Below are 19,764 nucleotides of genomic sequence, written 5' to 3' on the forward strand. Positions count from 1 at the left end.
AACTTGGCGCTTTACCAGCCTGCCTTGCACGACGGAAAGAGATTGAAGGTGGCCATACGTGACGAAATTGTCTATTTGAAGTTCCACTCTTTGCTAAGACGGTTACTGCTTGTTCTAGTATCGTTCGTTATCTCGTCGTGTTTCTTAACAAACGCGATCGCCGACACCGGCATAGCCCTTTTCGACAGTTGGGCCGGTACCGTCAATTTCACTGGTATGCAAAAGACGCTGCGTACCAATTCCAATGACGTAAACGCCTGCTCGGTTACCACCGGGGTGACGTCGGCAACGTTGTCTGGCCTGCCTTCGACTGGAACGAACACCGTTCTCGCCGCATATTTGTATTGGGCCGGTTCAGGGGCGACGCCGGACTATACGGTGACGTTTGAGAGCAACTCAATAACCGCTTCGCGGCAATACACCTCGACAAATTCTGGAGAAGCTTATTTCAGCGGTGTCGCCGACGTCACTTCCGTCGTTGCCGCCAAGGGTAACGGGAGCTACAGTTTTTCAGGATTGACGGTTGATACCAGCAGTACCTATTGCAGCACGCAGGCAGTGCTGGCCGGATGGGCCTTGCTGGTCATTTACTCGAATCCGACCGCAGACAGCACGAACCGCGTATTGAACCTCTATGAAGGGTTTTCTTCGTTTCAGAACAGTAGCATTACCATCAATCTCTCCAACTTCAAGATACCTACTCCGCTCGGTGCAACAAGCGGAAAGGCGGGGCACCTTACGTGGGAGGGGGACGGAACGATATCGAGTACTTCGGAAAACCTGACATTTAACGGGTATACGCTGTCGGATACTAACAATCCGGTGAACAATCAGTTCAACTCGGTCAGCACCATTTCTCCGACCGTCGATTTCGCATCGTACGGGGTCGATTTCGACGTTTATTCGATCGCGTCGCCGACAATTGTCGCCGGGCAAACAACGGCGACCACGGTGTACTCGAGTGGTCAGGATCTGGTGTTTCTGTCGGCAGAGATATTTGCCGTCCCGAATGTGCCGGTCGCCGATCTGGCGATTACCATGGGGTATAGCGGCACGATGCAACGTGGTACGACCGTCAACTACACCCTGAACGTGAGCAATGCCGGCCCGAGCGCCGAGACCGGGCCGATTACGGTGACCGATACTTTGCCAACGGGGCTCACGTACGTGTCGGCCAGCGGAGCCGGATGGTCGTGCGGTGCGTCGGGTCAGGTGGTGACTTGCACGCGTACTGGCAGCCTCGCCAAGGGAGCCTCAGCCAATGCCATTGCCGTGACGGCAACCGTTGCAAATACCGCAACCGGAACGCTGACGAATAGTGCTACGGTTGCCGGGGCCTTGTTCGACAACGACTCCGGGAACAATACTGCGACAAATAGCCAGGACGTGGCGGCCGCCGATCTGTCGATCAGCATCATCCGCAGCAGTACGCTGACCGCCGGCAGTAATGCCAGTTATACGCTGGTTGTCGGTAACAACGGGCCGTTGAACGAAACGGGAACAATTACCGTCAGCGATGTCTTGCCGAGCGGACTGACATTGGTGTCAGCCGTCGGTTCCGGGTGGACCTGTGGGACCGGCGTGACGTGTACCTATTCTGCAGGTCTTGCGAGCGGGGCGACGGCGCCCGCGGTTGTGTTGACGGTGGCTGTTGCGTCCGGAACGACCGGGACGATCACCAACTCTGCGACGGTCGCCGGCACTCAGTATGACGATAACAGCGCCAATAATACTGCGACCGACAGCTATACGATCTTGCCCACGGCCTATGCGTACTACAAACTCGACGGAGACTTCTCCGATAGTAGTGGTAATGGGCGAACGGCGACAGCGCAAGGAAACGGTGTGGCTGCGACGACCCTTGCTCCTGCGTCGGGCTTGAAGGGCGATACCTGCAAAGCGGTGATGATTCCGACCAATACTTCGGTGTCGACGGTCCAGGGCGTGAATACCGGGATTGGTGTGAACAGCCTTGGCAATGCCGGGACAATTGCCTTTTGGTACAACGGGAACCAAGCGTGGAACGCTGCTGGCGGAAACGTCGACGATCGAACGCTGATCGATGGTAGCGGTACGGGTATTTTGGCAATCGATCGTTTTTATGTGGTGTTGACGCAGTCGGGAACCCTGCAGTTTGTAATACGTGATGCGAACGGAAGTGTCAGGACCGTAACTACGGCAGCGCAGACGACGGGGGCTGGAACTTGGGCTCATATTGCGGTCGTCTGGAATTTCAGCAGCAGTACCAGCGGTTACATGCTTATTTATGTCAATGGGGCGTTGGCCGCGACGAGCGGTGCGGTGACACTGCCGGTTCGGTCTTCTTATGGGACGTTGTTCCTCGGGGATACATTGAATTCCAATGCCGTGATCAATTCGAACCGAGGTAACTCGGCTGACGGCGTTATGGATGAGGTCGCCATTTACAGTGGTGCACTGACGGCGACGCAGATCACACAGTTGATGGATAACGCTCACAGTTGTCCGGCAACACTGGCGCACTATGCGATTAGCCATAGCGGTACCGGGCTGACCTGCGAGGCCGAGCCAGTGACGGTCACCGCGCACGATAGTTACCATGCCAGTACCGATGCGGGAGGGCGGACCGTGACGGTCACGGCGCGAAATGTCAGTAGTGGTGCGGCGATTGGTAGCTGGGTGGCGTCAGCCGACAGTTGCAGTCGTATTTGTTACAACGCGGCCGGCACCGCGCAGACCTGCGTCAACAGCTTTTCCAATACCACCGGTAACAACGGGGTGGCAACCTATACTTTTGCGTCGGGCGAAACAGGAATTCGCCTGTGTCTGAAGCAAAGCAGCGCGATCACCGAGAACGTTAACGTGATCGATAGCAGCGGTGCGGTCGAAAGCGCGACGGAGGACGCAAATCTTGTGTTCAGCACTACCGGGTTCCGCTTCTATGCCAATGGGGTGGTCGACGCGCTGGCCTCATTGACGGCCGGGCTGCGCTCCGACGTCGCTGATTCGACTTATCAGCCAAGTCCGCAGACACTGACAATCCGGGCAGTGAAAACGTCCGAGACGACGCCTGCGCGTTGCGTGTCCTTGCTTGGCAGCACCACCCGGACAATCCAGTTTGCCTACCAATGCGTCGATCCGAGTAGCTGCAATGCTGCCAGCGCTGGGTTTGAAGTGAACGGCACGGCCGTTGCCGGTTCCGGGAGCGCGCCGACTCCGGCCAGCAGTGTCGCGGTGGCATTCGACGCATCAGGTTATGGCAGCATCAACCTCAAGTCCTGGGATGTCGGAAGTTTCAAGGTGTATGCCTCTGGATCGATTGCCGATGCGACAACGGGGACGAGCGTCAGCATAGTGTCCGGGAACAGCAATACGTTTCTTGTCCGGCCCTATGGCTTCTCGGTCATCGCCTGTACCGGATCGACGCCTTGTTCCTCCGCGAATGCTTCGGCGACGGACGGATCGGGGTCGGTGTTTACATCCGCCGGGACGGCGTTCAATGCAACAGTTCGTGCCGTCGCGTATGGCGGTAGTGTGGTGACCCCGAGTTTCGGTCTTGGCACCGCGAACGGCACCGAGGTGGTGACGCTGGCGCGAACCCTCGTTGCGCCGAGCAGTGGTGCGACGGGAGCGCTGGGCGGAACGACGACGCTCTATCGCAGTGCGTTCACAAATGGTGTTGCCAATCTGAGCGATCTGACCTGGAGCGAGGTTGGGGTGATCAGCTTGTCGGCGATGAATGGTGCGTTCGAAGGCGTCAGCCTGTCTCCGGCCGCAACTGGGGTCAGCGGCGCGATCGGGCGCTTTACGCCGCATCACTTCGGAGTCTCCGGTTCGGTTGTCAATCGAAGCGACCTGGCGAGTCCCGGAGGGAGCTTTACCTATATGGACGAGCCGATGAAGATGACGCTGACGGTGACCGCGTATTCGGCCAGCGATAGCGTCACAACCAACTATGCCGGCAGCTTTGCCAAGCTCGACGCAGCGACACTCGGGACCGGCAGCAGCTGGTTCAACACGGGGTGCAGCGCCACCTCTCAATGCTTTGGTTTGGGCGCACTCGGCGGCACGACTGGCTTGTCCGGGCGCCTGGCGGTCAAGACGGCGTCGGATTTCTCGAATATTTCCAGTCCATCAAGCAGCTGGACAGCCGGTGTGGGAACCTTCATCGCCCATGTCGCGTTGGCGCGTGCTTCGGCCCCGGATGGTTCGTACGAGGCGCTCAGTGTTGGCGCGATGCCACGCGATGCAGATGGCATCAGCCTGCCCGGGCCGACGTCTTCGGATGTGCATAAGGTCGATCTCGATGCGACGACCGGCAGTACGTTGGCGAGCAACCCGGACGGTACGGCCGAGCGAAAGCTGGTGTTCATGACCAAATCCCGGTTTGGTCGATTACGTTTGATTTCAGGACAGGGGTCGGAGTTGGCGCCGTATGTGATGAAAACGGAAGCCCAATACTGGGATGGGTCATACTGGCGGACCAATGTCGATGACAGCGGCTCCTTGTATGTTGTCGGAAACGCCGCCTTGACCGGCGCAACGGGAACCAGCGCGGTCGGAGCCGGCGCGGTTGCCGGCGGATATGGTACGCTAACACTCGCCAAGCCAACGGCATCGGGAATGGCAACGGTGTGTCTCGATCTGGCAACGTCTTCGGATGGATGCTCGGGCAGTTCGGCGGCAGGGTTGGCGTATCTGCGCGGGAATTGGGGCTCGTCGTCCTATGACAGGGATCCCTCGGCAACGGTACTTTTCGGCGGGGGTGGCGCTAATTCGCGAGGCAACTGGGGGTTTCTCTACCGGCGGGAGAATTTCTAGGTGACGAACGCATCACGACATTCCGTAACCGACGGTTTTACGACGATTGAACTTGTCGTCGTCATCGTTGTGCTCGGAATCCTGTCGGTTGCCGCGATGGCAAAGTTCGTCGATCGCTCGGCGTTTGAAACGCGCGGTTTTGCCGACCAGACCCTGGCGGCGGTGCAGTATGCGCGGAAATTGGCAGTGGCGACCGGGCGCAAGGTTTGTGTGGCGGCAAGTGTGGGCGGAAATGCGCTGACGATGACAATGGCTTCGGCTCGTGGAAGTTCCGGAACCTGTACAACGACAGTGACCAATCCGTCGCTGAAGTGGCGAACGTTCAGCGGCGTCAGCTACGGTGGCGCGCTTGGCGCGGTGTTCGCTGGTGACGGTTCGGCGAGCGGAACCGCTTTGTCGTTTACGATTCTCGGCGACCAAACCTATACCATCGTCGTCGAAACGACGGGGTATGTGCATTGCAATCCGGTGACGGCATGCGAATGACCACAGTCCTCCCGAGCCGTCACGCCGGCATGACGCTGATTGAGTTGATCGTCTTTATTGTCATCGTTTCTGTTGCGCTCGTTGGTGTTCTGGCGGTGTTGAACGTGACGGTGTTCCGGAGTTCCGATCCCGTCGTTCAGAAGCAGGCACAGGCGTTGGCCGAGGGCTTGCTGGAGGAAATCCAGACAGGGTATTTCGCCTATGCTGACGGTGCGGATGTTGCATTGAAATACACAAAACCCGCGGCGCTTTGTACTGAATTGAGTAGCGCCAGTGATTATGCATATGGCCCTGAAGCCGGCGAAACGCGACCGTATGATACGGTCAAGGATTATGTAACGGCAGCGAATTCGGATACGCCGCTGGGGTCGGTGTTGCCAAATGAGTCCGCAATCTCTGCCCCTTCTGGGTATGCCGCGTCGGTGAAGATCGGTCCGGCTCAACTCGGCGACATATCGGCGGCTTGCGGTGATGCACTGTTGATAACAGTGACCGTCACTGCCGGCAGCGTCAAGGCGGTGGCCGAAGGCTTCAAGACGCGTCAGGTGCCGCAATGAGACGGAAATGGAGTGGGCGACGGGAGGGGTTCACTCTGATCGAGTTGATCATGGTGATCGTCATTGCCGGCATTATTGCGGCAATGGTTGCGGTGTTCATCAAAGCGCCAGTCGAAGGATATTTCAACAGCGTGCGACGAGCCGTTCTGACCGAGGAGGCTGATTCGGCCTTACGGGTGATTGCGCGGGACCTGCAATCGGCATTGCCAAACAGTATTACCTGCAACGGTGCAACGTATCCGCTGGAGTTCTTGTCGATTCGATCTGGCGGGCGTTTCCGCGAAGCGCAAACCGGAGCCTCGACCGGGACGCCCTTGGTCTTCGGTTCGGCGGCGACGGGGTTCGATACCATCGGCGGTGCGGCAGACGTCACTCAAACCGACGCAGGAGGAGGTGCTGTTTCAGGGACGAGCAGCCGGGTCGTTGTCGGGAATTTGAGCACAGGGGTGCCGACGTGTCACAGTACGGTGGCTGCGGACGGGGCGGCCAGCTTCGTTGCCAATGGGCCGGTGATGTCGTCGCTGGCGACTGGCAGCGCAACGGTTGCCAGTGCGGTCTATCCGGTTGAATGCAATCTCGCGTCGGCTGCAGCGCAGGACGATTCGAGTACGAGCGGCATCAATGAGAGTAACGATAGGGAGTTCGGTCGCTTTTATGTCGTTAATTCGACTTCCGTGAAGTATACATGCAGCACGACCAGCGGTGTGACGCGTTCCGGCGTGAAATTGGTTGATCCCAGCCATGTCAGTGCCTGTCAGATTGCCTGCGATCAGACCAAGGCGCGCGTGCAACTGGTGACCGTTAACCTGACGCTCAGAGATAGCGCCAGCGAAACAGTGACATTGTTGCGTCGAGTGACCATTGTGAATCGGCCATGAGCATTTATCGCCCTAATTCCAAACGCGGCTTCGCCCTGCCGTCGGCGATTTTCCTGCTGACTGTTCTGGCAGCGCTGGGGGCGTATATCGTCAATGTGCATTCGAGCCAGCAACAGGGCATGTTGCTCGACGTCCAGGGGGAGCGTGCTTGGCAGGCGGCCAACGCCGGCATGGAATGGGCTCGTTACAAGCTGGCCGCGACACCCGCAAGTCCTGCTTGCCCGTCCGGGACAGCCTGGGGGGCGAGTACAACGAGTCTGGGCTTCTCAGGGACGACGACATTGACCGGATTTTACGCCACGGTCGAATGTCGGCTGGTCGAGCAGACGAATGTGCTTGGGGTGTCGACCTGGGTATTCGAAACGCGGGTTACCGCGTGCAGCCCGGCGGCCGCCGCCGAGCCGCGCTGTCCCGGAGCTCCGGCGACGTTTGGCTATGTCGAACGGCAGTTGCAGGGCTTGGTTTCGTTTTAGGTGCGTGGTGCGACCAGATTGTTGGCTGAGGCTGTAGGGGTGACCCTTGCGAAAGAACGTGTGTCGGTCTGTCCGTGCGAGGAAGTGAAATTTCCGATGGCTCGTAAAATTTCTTTGACATTGCCTAGACTGTTAGCATAGCGAATTATTAAGGCACCGAGCGGTTCTTTGGCAGGGCGGTATTTCTCCAGCACAGTTTGCGGCGGATGTCCTGAGAACGAAGGTCCTGAGAATCGGGTTTGCCAGGTGATTTTGTAACTCTGATTACGAGGCAATCATGTCGTCATGGTCTCGTTCGTCTTGCTTTGTTCTCGCGCGTGTCGTTTTCTATTGTGCGGCTTTGGCGTTCGTCGCTGCTGAAAACCTAACTTATGCGGCGGTCGCCTATGGGTCCTCCGGTGGCGGAACGCTGACGACGAGCGGTTCGACTTCCGGCACGACGTCGCTGAGCGTTCCCTATCCTACCGGGATAACAGCGGGAGATATGCTTGTCCTGGCCGTGGGCAACAAATATGCCACCGGCAGTGCGCCAGTGACCCCGTCCGGCTGGACGCTGGCAATTCAACAGAGCGGCGGGATCGACACCGGTACTGGGAACGACCGGGGACAGGTCTATTCCACGATTTTTACCAAGCAAGCGCTTGGCACCGAAAGCGGAAATTTGACGGTCGCCGTGACAGGGGCCAATACTTCGATGGCCAGAATGTTCCGTTACACAAAAACTCCAGGGAGTTATTGGGAAACTGCGGTAACGAGCGGCGTCGATAACACGCCCGGTACGACGTGGTCGATAACCGCTGCGGCAAATCCGGGTATTACCGCCGGGGATATCGTGTTCGTCGCTTCTGCGCTCAACGGAAACCAGGTGACGAATTGGACGCAAGCGCTGACGACGGCGGGCGTGACGTATTCAGCCGTCGCCGAACGTAACGACACGACAAGCGGCACAGGCAATGACATGGGCTTGATCGTTGCGGACTTCACTGCGACGGCGGGAACGGCGACGGGTGTGCCGGTGTATTCAATGGCCGGGGCGACAGGGTTTGCGACGACCTACAGTCCGACGGGAGCGTCCTCGTTCCTTCGCTTGCGTCAATCGACGACGACATTGTCGACGGGGGTCGATCCGGGGGCGGCGAGCATTGCTCCTGGTGCCGGTGCGACAGATGTCAATTATTTTTGGCTGCAAACCAGTAGTTTCACCGAATCGGTGATTTCCGTCACCGTCAATTTATCCACTAATTCCGGTATTGCTAGGTTAGCGATAACGGATAGCGCTGACGCAGAACTGGGGTTTACGACATCGCCAGTTGTCGGACTGAACACGATTACGATCAACCCCGCGGGGACGATGACGGCGACCACGACGTCAAGCAAGTTCAAGGTGCGCGTGACGCCGTCGAGTCATGCGGATATGCCGGCGGTGCCGGGTGGGGCGTATGCGATTACGGCGCCGGTGACAACGTGGGTTGGGCCGAATGTGCATGTCGGAAGTGATACCAACGTCAATGCGTTGACGATCGACAATCTTTCGCCTACCAGTGCCACGTCGACGAGCGGTAGTCCAGGGTATCTTGCCAATACGCTCAAGTGGACCACTTCGCTGTCGTCGGACTTCGCGTTGACCAGCGGCTCGGTGGTGTATCGCTGGGCTGATGCGTCGACAACTGCGGAGGTGCCTGCCGAAGGGTCGTCGCCAACCGTTGGCAGTACAAATGGGACGGCGACGGTCGCCTGTGTTGTCTCCTCGACGGGGGCGGTGACGTTTGTCGACGGGAGTGGTGGTACCGTTGGGTGTCAGACGAGCGCTCTGGCCACCGGCAAGAGCTATACCTATAAAGTTTTTCAGAAGGACGGTTCCGGCAATTTCGACGCAGGCGTCAGTATCGGGACGTTCAAGTCTTACGGCGATGTTGATCCGGATGTTTCGACGGTGGTCGCCAGTCCAAGCTCCGTCGCGGCGGACAGCTTTACTGCGTCGACGATCACGGTGACGCTCATGGATAAGGACAGTACGCCTGTGCCGGGCAAGGCAGTGTCGCTGTCCGCAGACTTGGGTAGCTCCATCATTACGACGCAGAACGGAACGTCGAATTCGAGCGGGGTAGCCACTTTTACGGTCGTGGATGGCACGGTCGAGGGGCCGATCAAGTATACGGCGAAGGATACGACAGACGGGAAAGACCTTAACAAGGTGGCGCAAGTGACGTTTACCGCGCCGTCGCTGTGCTTTACCGATAATTTCAACCGGGCCGACGGGACCTTGTTGAGCACTGGCTACTGGACGCGTACCCATGGCGCGACGACGACCTACGATGCCGATATCGTTAGCAATCGACTGCGCTTGACCGATGCCGCGAACAACCGTGCTACCGCTGTTCATCTGTTCCGCCTGTTCCCGGGGGCGGGCAATAAGGTAACGGCGGAGTTTGATTACTACACGTATACAAACTCCGCGGGTGGCGACGGACTAGTCCTGACGTTGTCCGATTCATCGATAGCGCCAGTTGCCGGGGCTTTCGGCGGGTCGTTGGGTTATGCTCAGAAGAACGCGACTGCCTGTCCGCCCTCGGGGTGTCCCGGGTTTGCTGGCGGCTGGATCGGTATCGGCATCGATGAGTTTGGTAATTTCTCCAACCCGACCGAAGGGCGTGTCGATGGTCCCGGGCTGAATGCCAAGGCAGTGACGATTCGTGGTTCGGGCTCCGCTTACGCCGGCTATAACTGGCACACTACGGCCGCGGCGACGAGTGTGACGACGACGCCGTTAGCGCCGCATCACTATCGTGTGATTGTTGACCACTCGAATGGCGTCAATGCCTGGGTCTCTGTCGAGCGCGATACCGCCGGCGGTACCAATTACACGAAGATCGTTTCTGCCTATGATGCAAAGGCAATTCCCACGCAAGCCGCCGTGCCCCCGTACTGGTATTTTTCGCTTACAGCGTCGACCGGGTCTGCTACCAACATTCACGAGATCGACAATATCAATATCTGCACGGCGCAGCCACTGATAACGCCGACGCTCAACCACCTGCGTGTAGAACACGACGGGAGCGCGCTTACCTGTGCCGCCGAAACGATTACGCTCAAGGCGTGTGCCAATTCGGCGTGTTCCGCCTTGTATACCGGTAGCGTGACGGTCAGCCTGCCGACGATTTCGGGGGCAACGTGGTCGTCGTCGTCGGTTACTTTCACCGGTGGGCAGACGACCGTCACGCTGACTAAGACGACTGCCGGTACGGTGAACCTGTCGGGTTCGACGGTGACTTCGCCGACAATCAGCAGTCCGGCCGGTATCTGCTACAACGGGGCGACGAGTGGCGACTGTTCTCTGGTCTATACCTCGAATGCCTGCGCTTTCGATGCGGTCGAGCCCGGCAAGAGCCCTCAGACGCCGATTTATACCAAGTTGGCGGGAACGCAGTTTACCCTGGATGTGCTGGCGTTGACGGCCGGAGCGGTCAATACCGCGTATGCCGGGACCGCTTCGGTGAGCATCGTCGATCAGTCCGGCGTTGCGGCCGGGTCTTGTGGGACGACGCCGCTAGCCTGCACGATGGTGCCGGCATCGCCAATTACGTTTGTGAACGGACGCAGATCCGTGGCGATTGTGTGTGCCGATGCCAGAAAGGATGTCCGCGTTGCTGTGTCGAACAGCACTACTTCGGCGTGTTCGTCGGACAATTTCACCATTCGTCCGGCCAGTTTTTCTACGAGTTCGACGACGGCAAGCAATGCTGGGTCCAGCGGAACGCCGGTGGTCAAGGCGGGGGCGCTTTTTGATCTTTCGGCGACGGCGCTGAATACGTCCTCTGTGCAGACATCGGGTTATACGGGAACGCCATCGCTCAATAATAGCAAGGTGCTTGCCCATAACGGAGCAGTGACAGTGGGAACGCTTAGCGGCGCTTTCTCTGGTGCTACAGGCGGCGTGTCGAGCGGATCGTTTTCCTATTCCGAGGTCGGTAATTTCCAACTGTCGGCCTGGGGAGTATATGACGACGGCGGGTTTGCCAGCGTTGATCGTAGCAAGGCGACGCCCGAATGCTTCTCTGATGCCAAACTTGGGACGTCGATCGAGCCGGCGCCGCCCAATACATCCGATGGAAATGGCATGTTCGGCTGCTATTTTGGCAGCGTTGCGACTCCGTTTTTTGGGCGCTTCATTCCCGATCATTTTGTGGTGACGGCCGCGGCGCCGGTTGCCGGTTGCTCCGTAGGTGCGTCGCCCTATACCTATTTCGGACAGGATGGCTTCACGACACCGTTTTCCCTAACCGCACAGAATGCGAGCAATACGACGACGCAAAACTATGTGGGGAGCTACGCCAAACTCGGGTTGACAACCTGGGGGTTGGCACCGGCGTCGAGCAGTAATCCGGGGTTCGGTTTTGCCACCAGTACGGTCTTGCCAACCGGTTCTTCGCTGGGTCCCGGCGCGATAACTTCGTCTGGGTCGTGGTCGAGTGGAACTGCTTCGGTTTCTGCCAGGCATCAGGTTAGCCGCCCCACAAACCTTGCAGGGGAAACTGCAGTAACGGTAACGGCGTTGCCGGTCGATAGCGATGGTGTCACCATGACGTCGGCGTTGGTGGTGCAGTCGGTGGCGACTGCCTTGCGTTTCGGGCGCTTGCGCCTGATTTCGGGGCAGGGATCGGAGTTGGCGCCTTATGTTCTAAAGACCGAAGCCCAGTATTGGGATGGTTCTTTCTGGCGGGTCAATTTGGACGACAGTTGCACTACCTATACGGTGAGCAATGCTAAGGACAATAGTACCGTGCCGATTACCAGCGTATCGGCGGCGACGTCCGTCAAGAACGGTTATGGAACGCTGACCTTCGCCAAGCCAACGAGCAGCGGCACTGCAACCGTTTGCATGGACCTTTCGGCGACTGCCAATGGTTGTACTGCCTCAGCGGCCGGGGATATTGGCTATTTGTTGGGAAACTGGGGGGGCGTCAGCACGTTTACGGTCGATCCTAGTGCATCAATCCTGTTTGGTGGTGCGGCGGCAAACTCCCGCGGTAATTGGGGTTTTCTGTACCGCCGCGAAAACTATTAGGGGAGTCCTCGGCTTCGCTCTGATCTCGCACGGGGTTTGCGTATCGTCGCGATACCAGCTTTCAGCAACACGACTGTTTTCCTATCACTTGTTCTTCGGGTTGCCCTTGCGATGATTCTCTGTTGCGCCATCCGTTTGGTGACAGGGCAACCGTCCGATGCGGCGCGTCCCATCCTCTCTAGCGCAGGGCTAAACCCAAATCAGGGGTCAGTAAAGCTTCCTGGACGAATCCATGTCAGTCAGGGGGCTTTCGCGTACATGGGGCGCTTCACGTCAAGATGTTTGTCGCGTCAGGGATTCTCCTAATCATATGGGGTACATGCCGGCGGCAAATATTGCCGCCTTGGGGGGGGTGGAGTCGACGGGATTTTTCCTTCCGCCTCAGCGAGTTGTTACGAGCGTTCTTTCGCGAAATGTCGGGCTTGGCCAGAGAGGGAAATGCTGCCGCCAGTAGCTTCGCGGGCTGCCGGTCTTGAAGGTTCTGCTGGTTGCGGCAACGCATCGTCCCCGCTCGTGACATGAGATTTTGTATCATTTCTTGGGGTGGCCCACTTTTTGCGTGATATTTACTTGTGTTTCGTTGTTTTTTAGTGGGTTAGCGTGTATCCTTCGACAAATTTCTAGATAATGATGGAGATGCGTTCCTTATTCGGATCTCGGCGTAAGTCCGGTTGGCTATCCATTCTTCACCGAAGTGGTAGAGTGGTCCTTATTCACTCTGTTTGCCGGCCAGGGGAAAAGCCTGAGGTACTTCTGCTCGACAACTATGCGGCGGACAAAGGAACGGTCGATGCCTTGCAACGCTTGCGCGGCACGCGCAAATTGGGCAGTTACGCTTGCACGACCTTGATTGAGTCGCCCGATTATGCGCTGACACAGATGGAGGCGCCTCCGGTTCAGCCTGAAGAGCGGAGAGAAGCGTTGCGTTGGGCACTTAAGGATGTGGTGAGTTTCCCCGTTGAGTCCGCATGCATCGACATCCTCGATCTGCCGAGCGAGAGTCTGCCGGCTGGTCGGTCGGCTGGTGTCCTCGTTGTTTCAGCATCCGAGCAGGCGGTGCGGGACTGTGTCGCACCGTTTGTCGCCGCCAAGGTACGGCTTGACGTGGTGGATGTGCCGGAGATGGCTCAGCGAAATGTTGCTGCGCTGGTGGCGGATGAGAATCGTGGCGTGGTTTTTCTGCGCGTTGACGAAACCGGCATGATGCTGACGCTCATTTTTCATGGTGAATTGGTGGCTGTGCGGCGCAGCGAGATGACATCCTTGCAGCTGACCGGAGATGAGCCAACACAAAGGGAGCGCGTTTTGGAGCGGCTTGTGCTTGAGTTGCAGCGCAGCCTTGATAATTTTGATCGGCAGTACAGCCATATCCCGATCTCCAAAGTCGTCGTCGCGGCTTTTCCGCCGGTTGAAGGTTTGATCGATGCATTGAGCCAGGGGACATATGTACCGCTTGTGGCGTTGAATTTGAATGGCGTACTCGACTTCCCGGGAGTTCCGGAGCTGAAAGATCCGGATGTGCAAGCGAAATATCTGCTGTCGATCGGCGCTGCATTGCGAACGAGTGAGGCGCCATGAGCCAGCAAATCAATTTATATGAATCGCGTCTTCGGCCGCGGGAGTTGCTGCTGAATGGGCGACGTCTGGCGGCAGCGTTTGTGAGTGTGCTGTTGCTCGGCAGTGGCTGGGCGGTTGCGGCGCGTCATCAGGCGGACCAGGCCAGCGCAGAATTGGTGCAAGTCCAGTCAGTGCTGAAAGATGTCCAGAGCAAGCACGATGCGCTGTACAAGCAGGTGATGGAGCGCAAACTCTCAGATGCCTTGCAGAACGAGTTGGACAAGATGCGCGCAATGCTTTCTGTTCGGGAAGAAGTTGTGGTCATGCTTGACTCTGGACGGTTGGGCAATACAGCAGGGTTTTCCGAACTGTTTAGAGGTTTTGCCCGCAATACGACAAACGACTGGTGGCTCACGCGTTTTGCCGTGGACTTGGGCGGGCAGGAAATCGAGATTGTCGGGAAAGTGCTCGATGCCGGCAAATTGCCGAATTATGTGCAGCGTTTGAGTGGTGATTCGGCTTTTCAAGGGCGACGCTTTGCTGCCCTTACTATGAGCAGTGTGGATCCTTCTGAAGCGAAACCTGAGGATGCTGCTGGCGCAGATAAGTCCAAGGACAAGCCGGAGTTTCGCTTGCCGCGACACATCGAATTCGTGCTGAGAACTGAAAATGCAGGTGACTCTGCCAAATCGGGGGAGTTGAAGAAATGAAGGTGACGCTGGCGCAACTCACCGCTCGCTTCGATGCGTTATCGGCGCGCGAGCGTGGTTTGGTTGCGGCGGCGTTGTTGGGGAGCGTTGCATTCATTTTCTGGGTAGTGTTGATTGATCCCCAGATGCTTCGACGTCGAATGGCTGAACAAAGCGTGGCGGTGCAGCGGGGGCAAATCGAAATGTTGCGAGCGCAAGTGGCTGCGTTGGCATCACCAACGCAATCGCCGGAAGCGATAGCGCGTCGCGAAATAGAATCTTTAAAAAAGCAAGTTGGCGAGACAGGCGAGCGTTTGGCAACCCTGGAAAATGCATTGGTGACTCCACAGCGCATGAGTCGCTTGCTGGAAAGCATGATCGGCGGACGCAGCAATCTGCGCTTGCTGAGTTTGCGCACTTTGCCCGTAATGCCTGTGTTGGAGAAGAAGGACGGGGGCGGAAAACCGGGAGCGACACAAGCCGATCAGCGGAAAACGCAGTCCGTTGGCGAAAAAGCCAGCGCAATTGCAGAAACCGGCGGTCTGTTTAAGCACGGCGTCGAGTTGCAGATGGAGGGCGGTTATTCGGATATCACCGAATATCTTGAGCGCCTTGAACAATTGCCTCAGAAACTCTTGTGGAGCAGTTTCTCATTGTCGGGCGAGAAATATCCAAAAGTGGTACTCAAGTTGACTGTCTTTACGCTGAGTATGGATCGTACATGGATGACGTTCTGATTCGCGTTGCGATGGTATTAAGCCTGTCGCTGGCGGCTTCTAGTGCGCTCGCTCAGCGGAGCGTTTCCGATCCTATGCGGCCTCCTGTTGGGATCGGGGTCGATCCGACGGTGTCGGTGGAAGGGAAAGAGGCGGCAGCCTCTCCAGTGTTACAATCGGTCGTGGTACCCGCAAAGGGTAAGCCGATCGCAATTATCGGTGGGCAGCAGGTTCGCCTCGGCGAGAAAATTGGCGAGAACCGATTGGTGCGGCTGAATGAACGTGAAGCGGTCCTTGAGGGGCCGGGGGGCGTGGAGCGTCTGTCGTTGACGCCCTTGGTTGATAAGAGTAACGACAAGTCTGGTAATAAAAATAGCAATGCGTCTGTCGCGAAAAGCGTGCAGCGCGGGGGTGTGCAATGAAGTGCGGATGGTTAATGTTGCTGTTGGCGCTGGGTGCGCTGTTGTCCGGTTGTGCCGCGCCGCCGCGACAGCCGGGGGCGACATATGACCGGATAGGGAAGGAACTCCAGGGCGCGATCGCTAGCAAACCGAAAACGGCGGAAGATGCGCTGAGTCAGGCGATGATGCCCCCGATGCAGTTGGAATTGCCGGTGACGGCGCAGAGCATCGAACCGCACTTCGATTTGGCGGTGAACAATGCACCCGCCGCGCAGGTGTTCATGGCGCTGGTGAGCGGTACGCGTTACAGCATGCTGGTCGGGCCGGAGGTCAGCGGCAATGTCACAGTGAATCTGAAAAGCGTGACCGTTCGCGAAGCATTGGAAACACTGCGCGAACTTTATGGCTACGAATTCAAGTTTCAGGGCACGCGCATTTACATCCAGCCGAATACCATTCAGACGCGGATTTTCCAAATCAACTATCTTTCGGGGCGCCGTCTTGGCCAATCTGATCTGCGTGTGAGTTCGAGTTCCATTTCGAATACGCCTGCAACGGGGGCGGGGGCAGCAGGAACGGCAGCGGCGGCAACTGGGTATGCGCCAACGACGACCGGCGCAACGGGTAATCAAGCCGGCATGCTTGGCAATGCGGTTGCACCGAGTAGTCGAATTACTACATCATCCGACAACGATTTCTGGAAAGAACTGAACCTTGGTCTGACCGCGATCGTTGGAAATGAGGGCGGGCGGGCGGTCATTATCACGCCTGCGTCCGGAGTTGTTTTGGTAAAAGGGTACCCGGCCGACCTGCGTGCCGTGGAAAATTATCTGCGTGCAACCCAGGTCATTGTCGAACGGCAGGTGATGCTTGAGGCGAAAATTCTCGATGTGCAGTTGAATGACGAGTTTCAGTCGGGGGTCAACTGGAGTGCTTTTGGAGGCAGTGGTAATCGTTATGCTTATGGCGCTGCTCAAGCCGGAACGACGCTTAATTCGACAACGAGCAGTAGCAGTTCGTCCGGGGTGAGTTCCAGTGTGGCGAGCGTTATTCCGGGGGCGGCCGGGATCGTCTCGGCGGCTTCAACCGGTGCCGGTTTGTATGGTCTGGCTTTCCAAAGCGCCAATTTTGCCGCGCTACTGAACTTCCTTGAGAGCCAGGGCAGCGTGCAGGTGCTGTCCAGCCCGCGGATTGCCAGTATCAATAATCAAAAGGCTGTGTTGAAAGTTGGTTCCGATGAATTTTATGTGACCAACGTCAGCTCGACGACGACGACTTCCAGCACCAGTAACGTGACGACGCCGTCGATTACTTTGCAACCGTTTTTCTCCGGTATAGCACTTGATATTACGCCTCAGATCGATGAGGACAACAATATCATCCTGCATGTCCACCCCTCGATCAGTACTGTTTCCGAAAAGCAGAAAACCATTGATCTTGGTTCAATGGGGACGTTTACCTTGCCGTTGGCCAGTAGTTCGGTAAATGAAACCGATAGCATCGTTCGGGTCCAGGATGCCAACATAGTGGCGATTGGCGGGCTCATGAAGCAGGAGCAATCTTCTGGTGCTGCCGGATTGCCGGGAACGACAGGGTCAGCGGCCGGCGCGTTGTTCGGTACGCGCAGCAGCGTATTGAAGAAACGTGAGTTGGTGATCTTGATCAAGCCGACAATTATTCGGAACGACTCAAGCTGGAAAGATGATCTTTCTGAAACACAGGATCGGTTGCGACAGTTGGATCCTCGCTTGATGCGACAGCAGCAGCCGTTGATTCAGTGACGCGGGAGATGCGGCCTTGTATCTGAAACATTTCGGACTGAGCGAACTGCCATTTCGCATCACGCCGGATACAAGCTTCGTCTTTGCGAATCGGCAACATCAGGAAGCGCTCAATACCTTGCTAATGGCTCTTCAGGAGGGCGAGGGCTTTATCAAGATTACAGGAGAGGTGGGGTCGGGCAAGACGCTCTTGTGTCGTCGCTTGTTGCAGTCGCTGGGGAACGAGTGGTCTACAGCCTATTTGCCCAATCCGAGCCTTGATCCGGATACCTTGTTCTTGGCGATTGCCGAGGAACTTGGCGTCAAGGATGCCGTTGGTTTGGATCACTTCCATCTGGTGCGCCGCATCAATCGGGCCTTGCTTGACGTGGCGAGAGCCAAAAAGCGGGTTGTCGTTTGTATTGACGAAGTTCAGGCGATGCCCTTGCCAACGCTGGAAGCCTTGCGTCTATTGTCGAATCTCGAAACCGAGAAACGCAAGCTCGTCCAGATTGTCTTGTTCGGCCAACCGGAATTGGACGAACGTCTGCGTCGTCCCGAAATTCGACAGCTCTTGCAGCGCATCACCTTCCATTGCCGCCTGCAGGGTGTTGAAAAGTTGGAAATCGGTAATTATGTGGAACATCGTCTGCGCGTTGGTGGGTACCGCGGCGATGCGTTGTTTACGCCGGGTGCGTTGCGCGCGCTGTTTCGTGCGAGCAGCGGCATGCCGAGATTGATCAATATCCTGGCGCACAAGGCGATGCTCTCGGCATTTGGCGAGGGGGTCGGTCGTATCGACGTCAAACACATCCGATTGGCATCCAAGGATACAGAAGGTGCCAAGTCTTTACGCTGGTTTTGGTTTTAAGCTGTGAGCCTACTTAACCGGATGCTTCAGGATCTTGACGCGCGGCATGTGGCCTCGCGTCCAACTGTTGACCTGCACGACGACGTTCGGCCTTTGCCCGTCGTTTCTGTCGTGCCTTGGCGCAAGTTTCTTATAGCCGGCGGGGGCGTGGTCCTTGCTGTGCTTGGCGCACTGTATTTTTCTTTGACGAGCGTTGGCGAAAAACCTGCGCCTGTCGGCGTTGCGGTCGTCCCCACGTCAAATGCAGTCGCTGTTGAGGACAAGGTTCAGGACAAGGTTCAGGACAAGGTTCAGGACAAGGTTCAGGACAAGGTTCAGGACAAGGTTCAGGACAAGGTTCACGTTGCAGGGCAAGGGATAGCAGTTCCTTCGCCGAAAGCAGTCGCTGCAGCACCTCGTGTCGTCGAGGCCTTGCCAGTTGCTGCAGCCAAAAAACGGGCAGGCAATGACGTGGCTGGTGCCAGCAATGCCTTGCCTGCCGCGATGGGGAGCAAGCCGCAGGACGGGGGGAAAGCTCAGCAGAAAGAAGCCGTGCCCACGATGGGCCGCTTTGCAGACAGTGGTTCGTTAGCTATCGAAAAAACCGATGCCGTGGGAACGCCGCGTGAACGCGCTGAGAGTGAGTATCGGAAAGCGTTGGCCGCTGTTAATCAAGGGCGCATAGGGGATGCGGTTTCCGGTTTGCGCGCGTCCTTGCGTCAGGATGTCGTGCATGTTGCGGCGCGGCAACTGTTGGTGAAGTTGCTGCTGGAAGCGCAACAGCGGGATGATGCCATGGCGATCCTGCACGAAGGCGTCAAAGTCTTGCCCGCTCAGAGCAATTGGGCTATGACGTTGGCGCGTATGCAGGTCGAGCGAGGCGATTTACCCGCTGCCGCTCAGACCTTGGAGCATTCGATGTCGGCGGGGGCTGCCAGTGCCGACTACCAGGGATTTTCCGGACATGTGCTATATCGTCTCGGACGTCACCGTGAAGCTGCCGATCACTATGCGATCGCTACTCGCATTGCCCCGGCGGATGGGCGTTGGTGGTTGGGGCTGGGACTTGCCTATGATGCCGAGGGGCGTTCCAACGAGGCGCGTCAAGCTCTGCAGCAAGCGAAGGCATGCGGTAATCTGGGGCCCGAACTGACGGCAGTCGTGGAGCAGCGCTTGCGTTGACTGGTTGGTTGGACGATCACCGCTTTGCGGTGTTTGTTGCACGAGTTGAACTCAGTGCTTAACCAACTGACTTTCGGGAACGTACTGACTAGCGTGGCGAGCGTTTCTTGTGCGGTTGGAATATACCCTGGGTGCGTGGCAACCGCGCGCCGAAGTGCCAAAACTGCTTCTTCTTTCTTGTTGTCGAGAGCTAACAGCCAGACAAGCTTAAATACGACAGTGTCAGCAGGAGAAAACTGGGTGGCCATGCGGCGGACTGTGATTTTGTCCTGGAGAAAATCGCGATCAATGTTAAGTAGGATTGCATAAGTCAGCGGCATGTAATCGAATAATAGAGACTCTCGATGCAT

13 protein-coding genes are annotated in these 19,764 nt (G+C 57.3%); all 13 read left to right on the forward strand.

Annotated elements, in window-relative coordinates:
• Positions 1-3 precede the first annotated feature (3 nt).
• Positions 4-4,800 (forward strand): DUF6701 domain-containing protein, encoded by a 4,797-nt coding sequence (locus BLR25_RS15135; protein WP_091938736.1) that lies wholly within the window; start codon positions 4-6, stop codon positions 4,798-4,800.
• Positions 4,801-5,286, forward strand: coding sequence for a GspH/FimT family pseudopilin (locus BLR25_RS15140; protein WP_091938737.1), 486 nt, complete (start codon positions 4,801-4,803; stop codon positions 5,284-5,286). It abuts the gene before it with no gap.
• On the forward strand, positions 5,283-5,843 hold the full coding sequence (locus BLR25_RS15145; protein WP_176785923.1) for a type IV pilus modification PilV family protein: 561 nt from the start codon (positions 5,283-5,285) through the stop codon (positions 5,841-5,843). The genes BLR25_RS15140 and BLR25_RS15145 overlap by 4 nt, the downstream gene beginning before the upstream one ends.
• A complete protein-coding gene (locus tag BLR25_RS15150; RefSeq protein WP_091938739.1) occupies positions 5,840-6,721 on the forward strand; it encodes a type II secretion system protein in 882 nt (293 codons plus the stop codon). The genes BLR25_RS15145 and BLR25_RS15150 overlap by 4 nt, the downstream gene beginning before the upstream one ends.
• Positions 6,718-7,194, forward strand: coding sequence for a hypothetical protein (locus BLR25_RS15155; protein WP_091938740.1), 477 nt, complete (start codon positions 6,718-6,720; stop codon positions 7,192-7,194). Before BLR25_RS15150 ends, BLR25_RS15155 begins: the two co-directional genes overlap by 4 nt.
• 277 nt (positions 7,195-7,471) lie before the next feature.
• Positions 7,472-12,259, forward strand: coding sequence for a DUF6701 domain-containing protein (locus tag BLR25_RS15160; protein WP_143009882.1), 4,788 nt, complete (start codon positions 7,472-7,474; stop codon positions 12,257-12,259).
• Between the two features lie 702 nt (positions 12,260-12,961).
• Positions 12,962-13,837, forward strand: coding sequence for a type IV pilus biogenesis protein PilM (locus BLR25_RS15165; RefSeq protein WP_091938742.1), 876 nt, complete (start codon positions 12,962-12,964; stop codon positions 13,835-13,837).
• Positions 13,834-14,526: a hypothetical protein gene (locus tag BLR25_RS15170; RefSeq protein WP_091938743.1), complete on the forward strand. Its 693-nt coding sequence runs from the start codon at positions 13,834-13,836 to the stop codon at positions 14,524-14,526. The genes BLR25_RS15165 and BLR25_RS15170 overlap by 4 nt, the downstream gene beginning before the upstream one ends.
• A complete protein-coding gene (gene gspM / locus BLR25_RS15175; protein ID WP_091938744.1) occupies positions 14,523-15,242 on the forward strand; it encodes a type II secretion system protein GspM in 720 nt (239 codons plus the stop codon). Before BLR25_RS15170 ends, gspM begins: the two co-directional genes overlap by 4 nt.
• Positions 15,227-15,643 carry a hypothetical protein gene (locus BLR25_RS15180; RefSeq protein WP_091938745.1) on the forward strand — a complete coding sequence of 139 codons (417 nt, stop codon included), beginning with the start codon at positions 15,227-15,229 and terminating at the stop codon, positions 15,641-15,643. Before gspM ends, BLR25_RS15180 begins: the two co-directional genes overlap by 16 nt.
• A gap of 14 nt (positions 15,644-15,657) precedes the next feature.
• Positions 15,658-17,403, forward strand: a complete 1,746-nt coding sequence (gene mshL / locus BLR25_RS15185; RefSeq protein ID WP_245715580.1) for a pilus (MSHA type) biogenesis protein MshL — start codon at positions 15,658-15,660, stop codon at positions 17,401-17,403.
• 16 nt (positions 17,404-17,419) lie between these two features.
• Positions 17,420-18,253 carry an ExeA family protein gene (locus BLR25_RS15190; protein WP_091938747.1) on the forward strand — a complete coding sequence of 278 codons (834 nt, stop codon included), beginning with the start codon at positions 17,420-17,422 and terminating at the stop codon, positions 18,251-18,253.
• Between the two features lie 147 nt (positions 18,254-18,400).
• Positions 18,401-19,414 carry a tetratricopeptide repeat protein gene (locus BLR25_RS15200; RefSeq protein ID WP_176785925.1) on the forward strand — a complete coding sequence of 338 codons (1,014 nt, stop codon included), beginning with the start codon at positions 18,401-18,403 and terminating at the stop codon, positions 19,412-19,414.
• Positions 19,415-19,764 lie beyond the last annotated feature (350 nt).

This window comes from Propionivibrio dicarboxylicus (assembly GCF_900099695.1).
GTDB lineage: Bacteria > Pseudomonadota > Gammaproteobacteria > Burkholderiales > Rhodocyclaceae > Propionivibrio > Propionivibrio dicarboxylicus.

Coding starts and splice junctions, on each gene's coding strand:
- BLR25_RS15170 (WP_091938743.1), top strand. CDS start 13,834: ATGAGCCAGCAAATCAATTTATATGAATCGCGTCTTCGGCCGCGGGAG.
- BLR25_RS15150 (WP_091938739.1), top strand. CDS start 5,840: ATGAGACGGAAATGGAGTGGGCGACGGGAGGGGTTCACTCTGATCGAG.
- mshL (WP_245715580.1), top strand. CDS start 15,658: ATGTTGCTGTTGGCGCTGGGTGCGCTGTTGTCCGGTTGTGCCGCGCCG.
- gspM (WP_091938744.1), top strand. CDS start 14,523: ATGAAGGTGACGCTGGCGCAACTCACCGCTCGCTTCGATGCGTTATCG.
- BLR25_RS15180 (WP_091938745.1), top strand. CDS start 15,227: ATGGATGACGTTCTGATTCGCGTTGCGATGGTATTAAGCCTGTCGCTG.
- BLR25_RS15160 (WP_143009882.1), top strand. CDS start 7,472: ATGTCGTCATGGTCTCGTTCGTCTTGCTTTGTTCTCGCGCGTGTCGTT.
- BLR25_RS15145 (WP_176785923.1), top strand. CDS start 5,283: ATGACCACAGTCCTCCCGAGCCGTCACGCCGGCATGACGCTGATTGAG.
- BLR25_RS15155 (WP_091938740.1), top strand. CDS start 6,718: ATGAGCATTTATCGCCCTAATTCCAAACGCGGCTTCGCCCTGCCGTCG.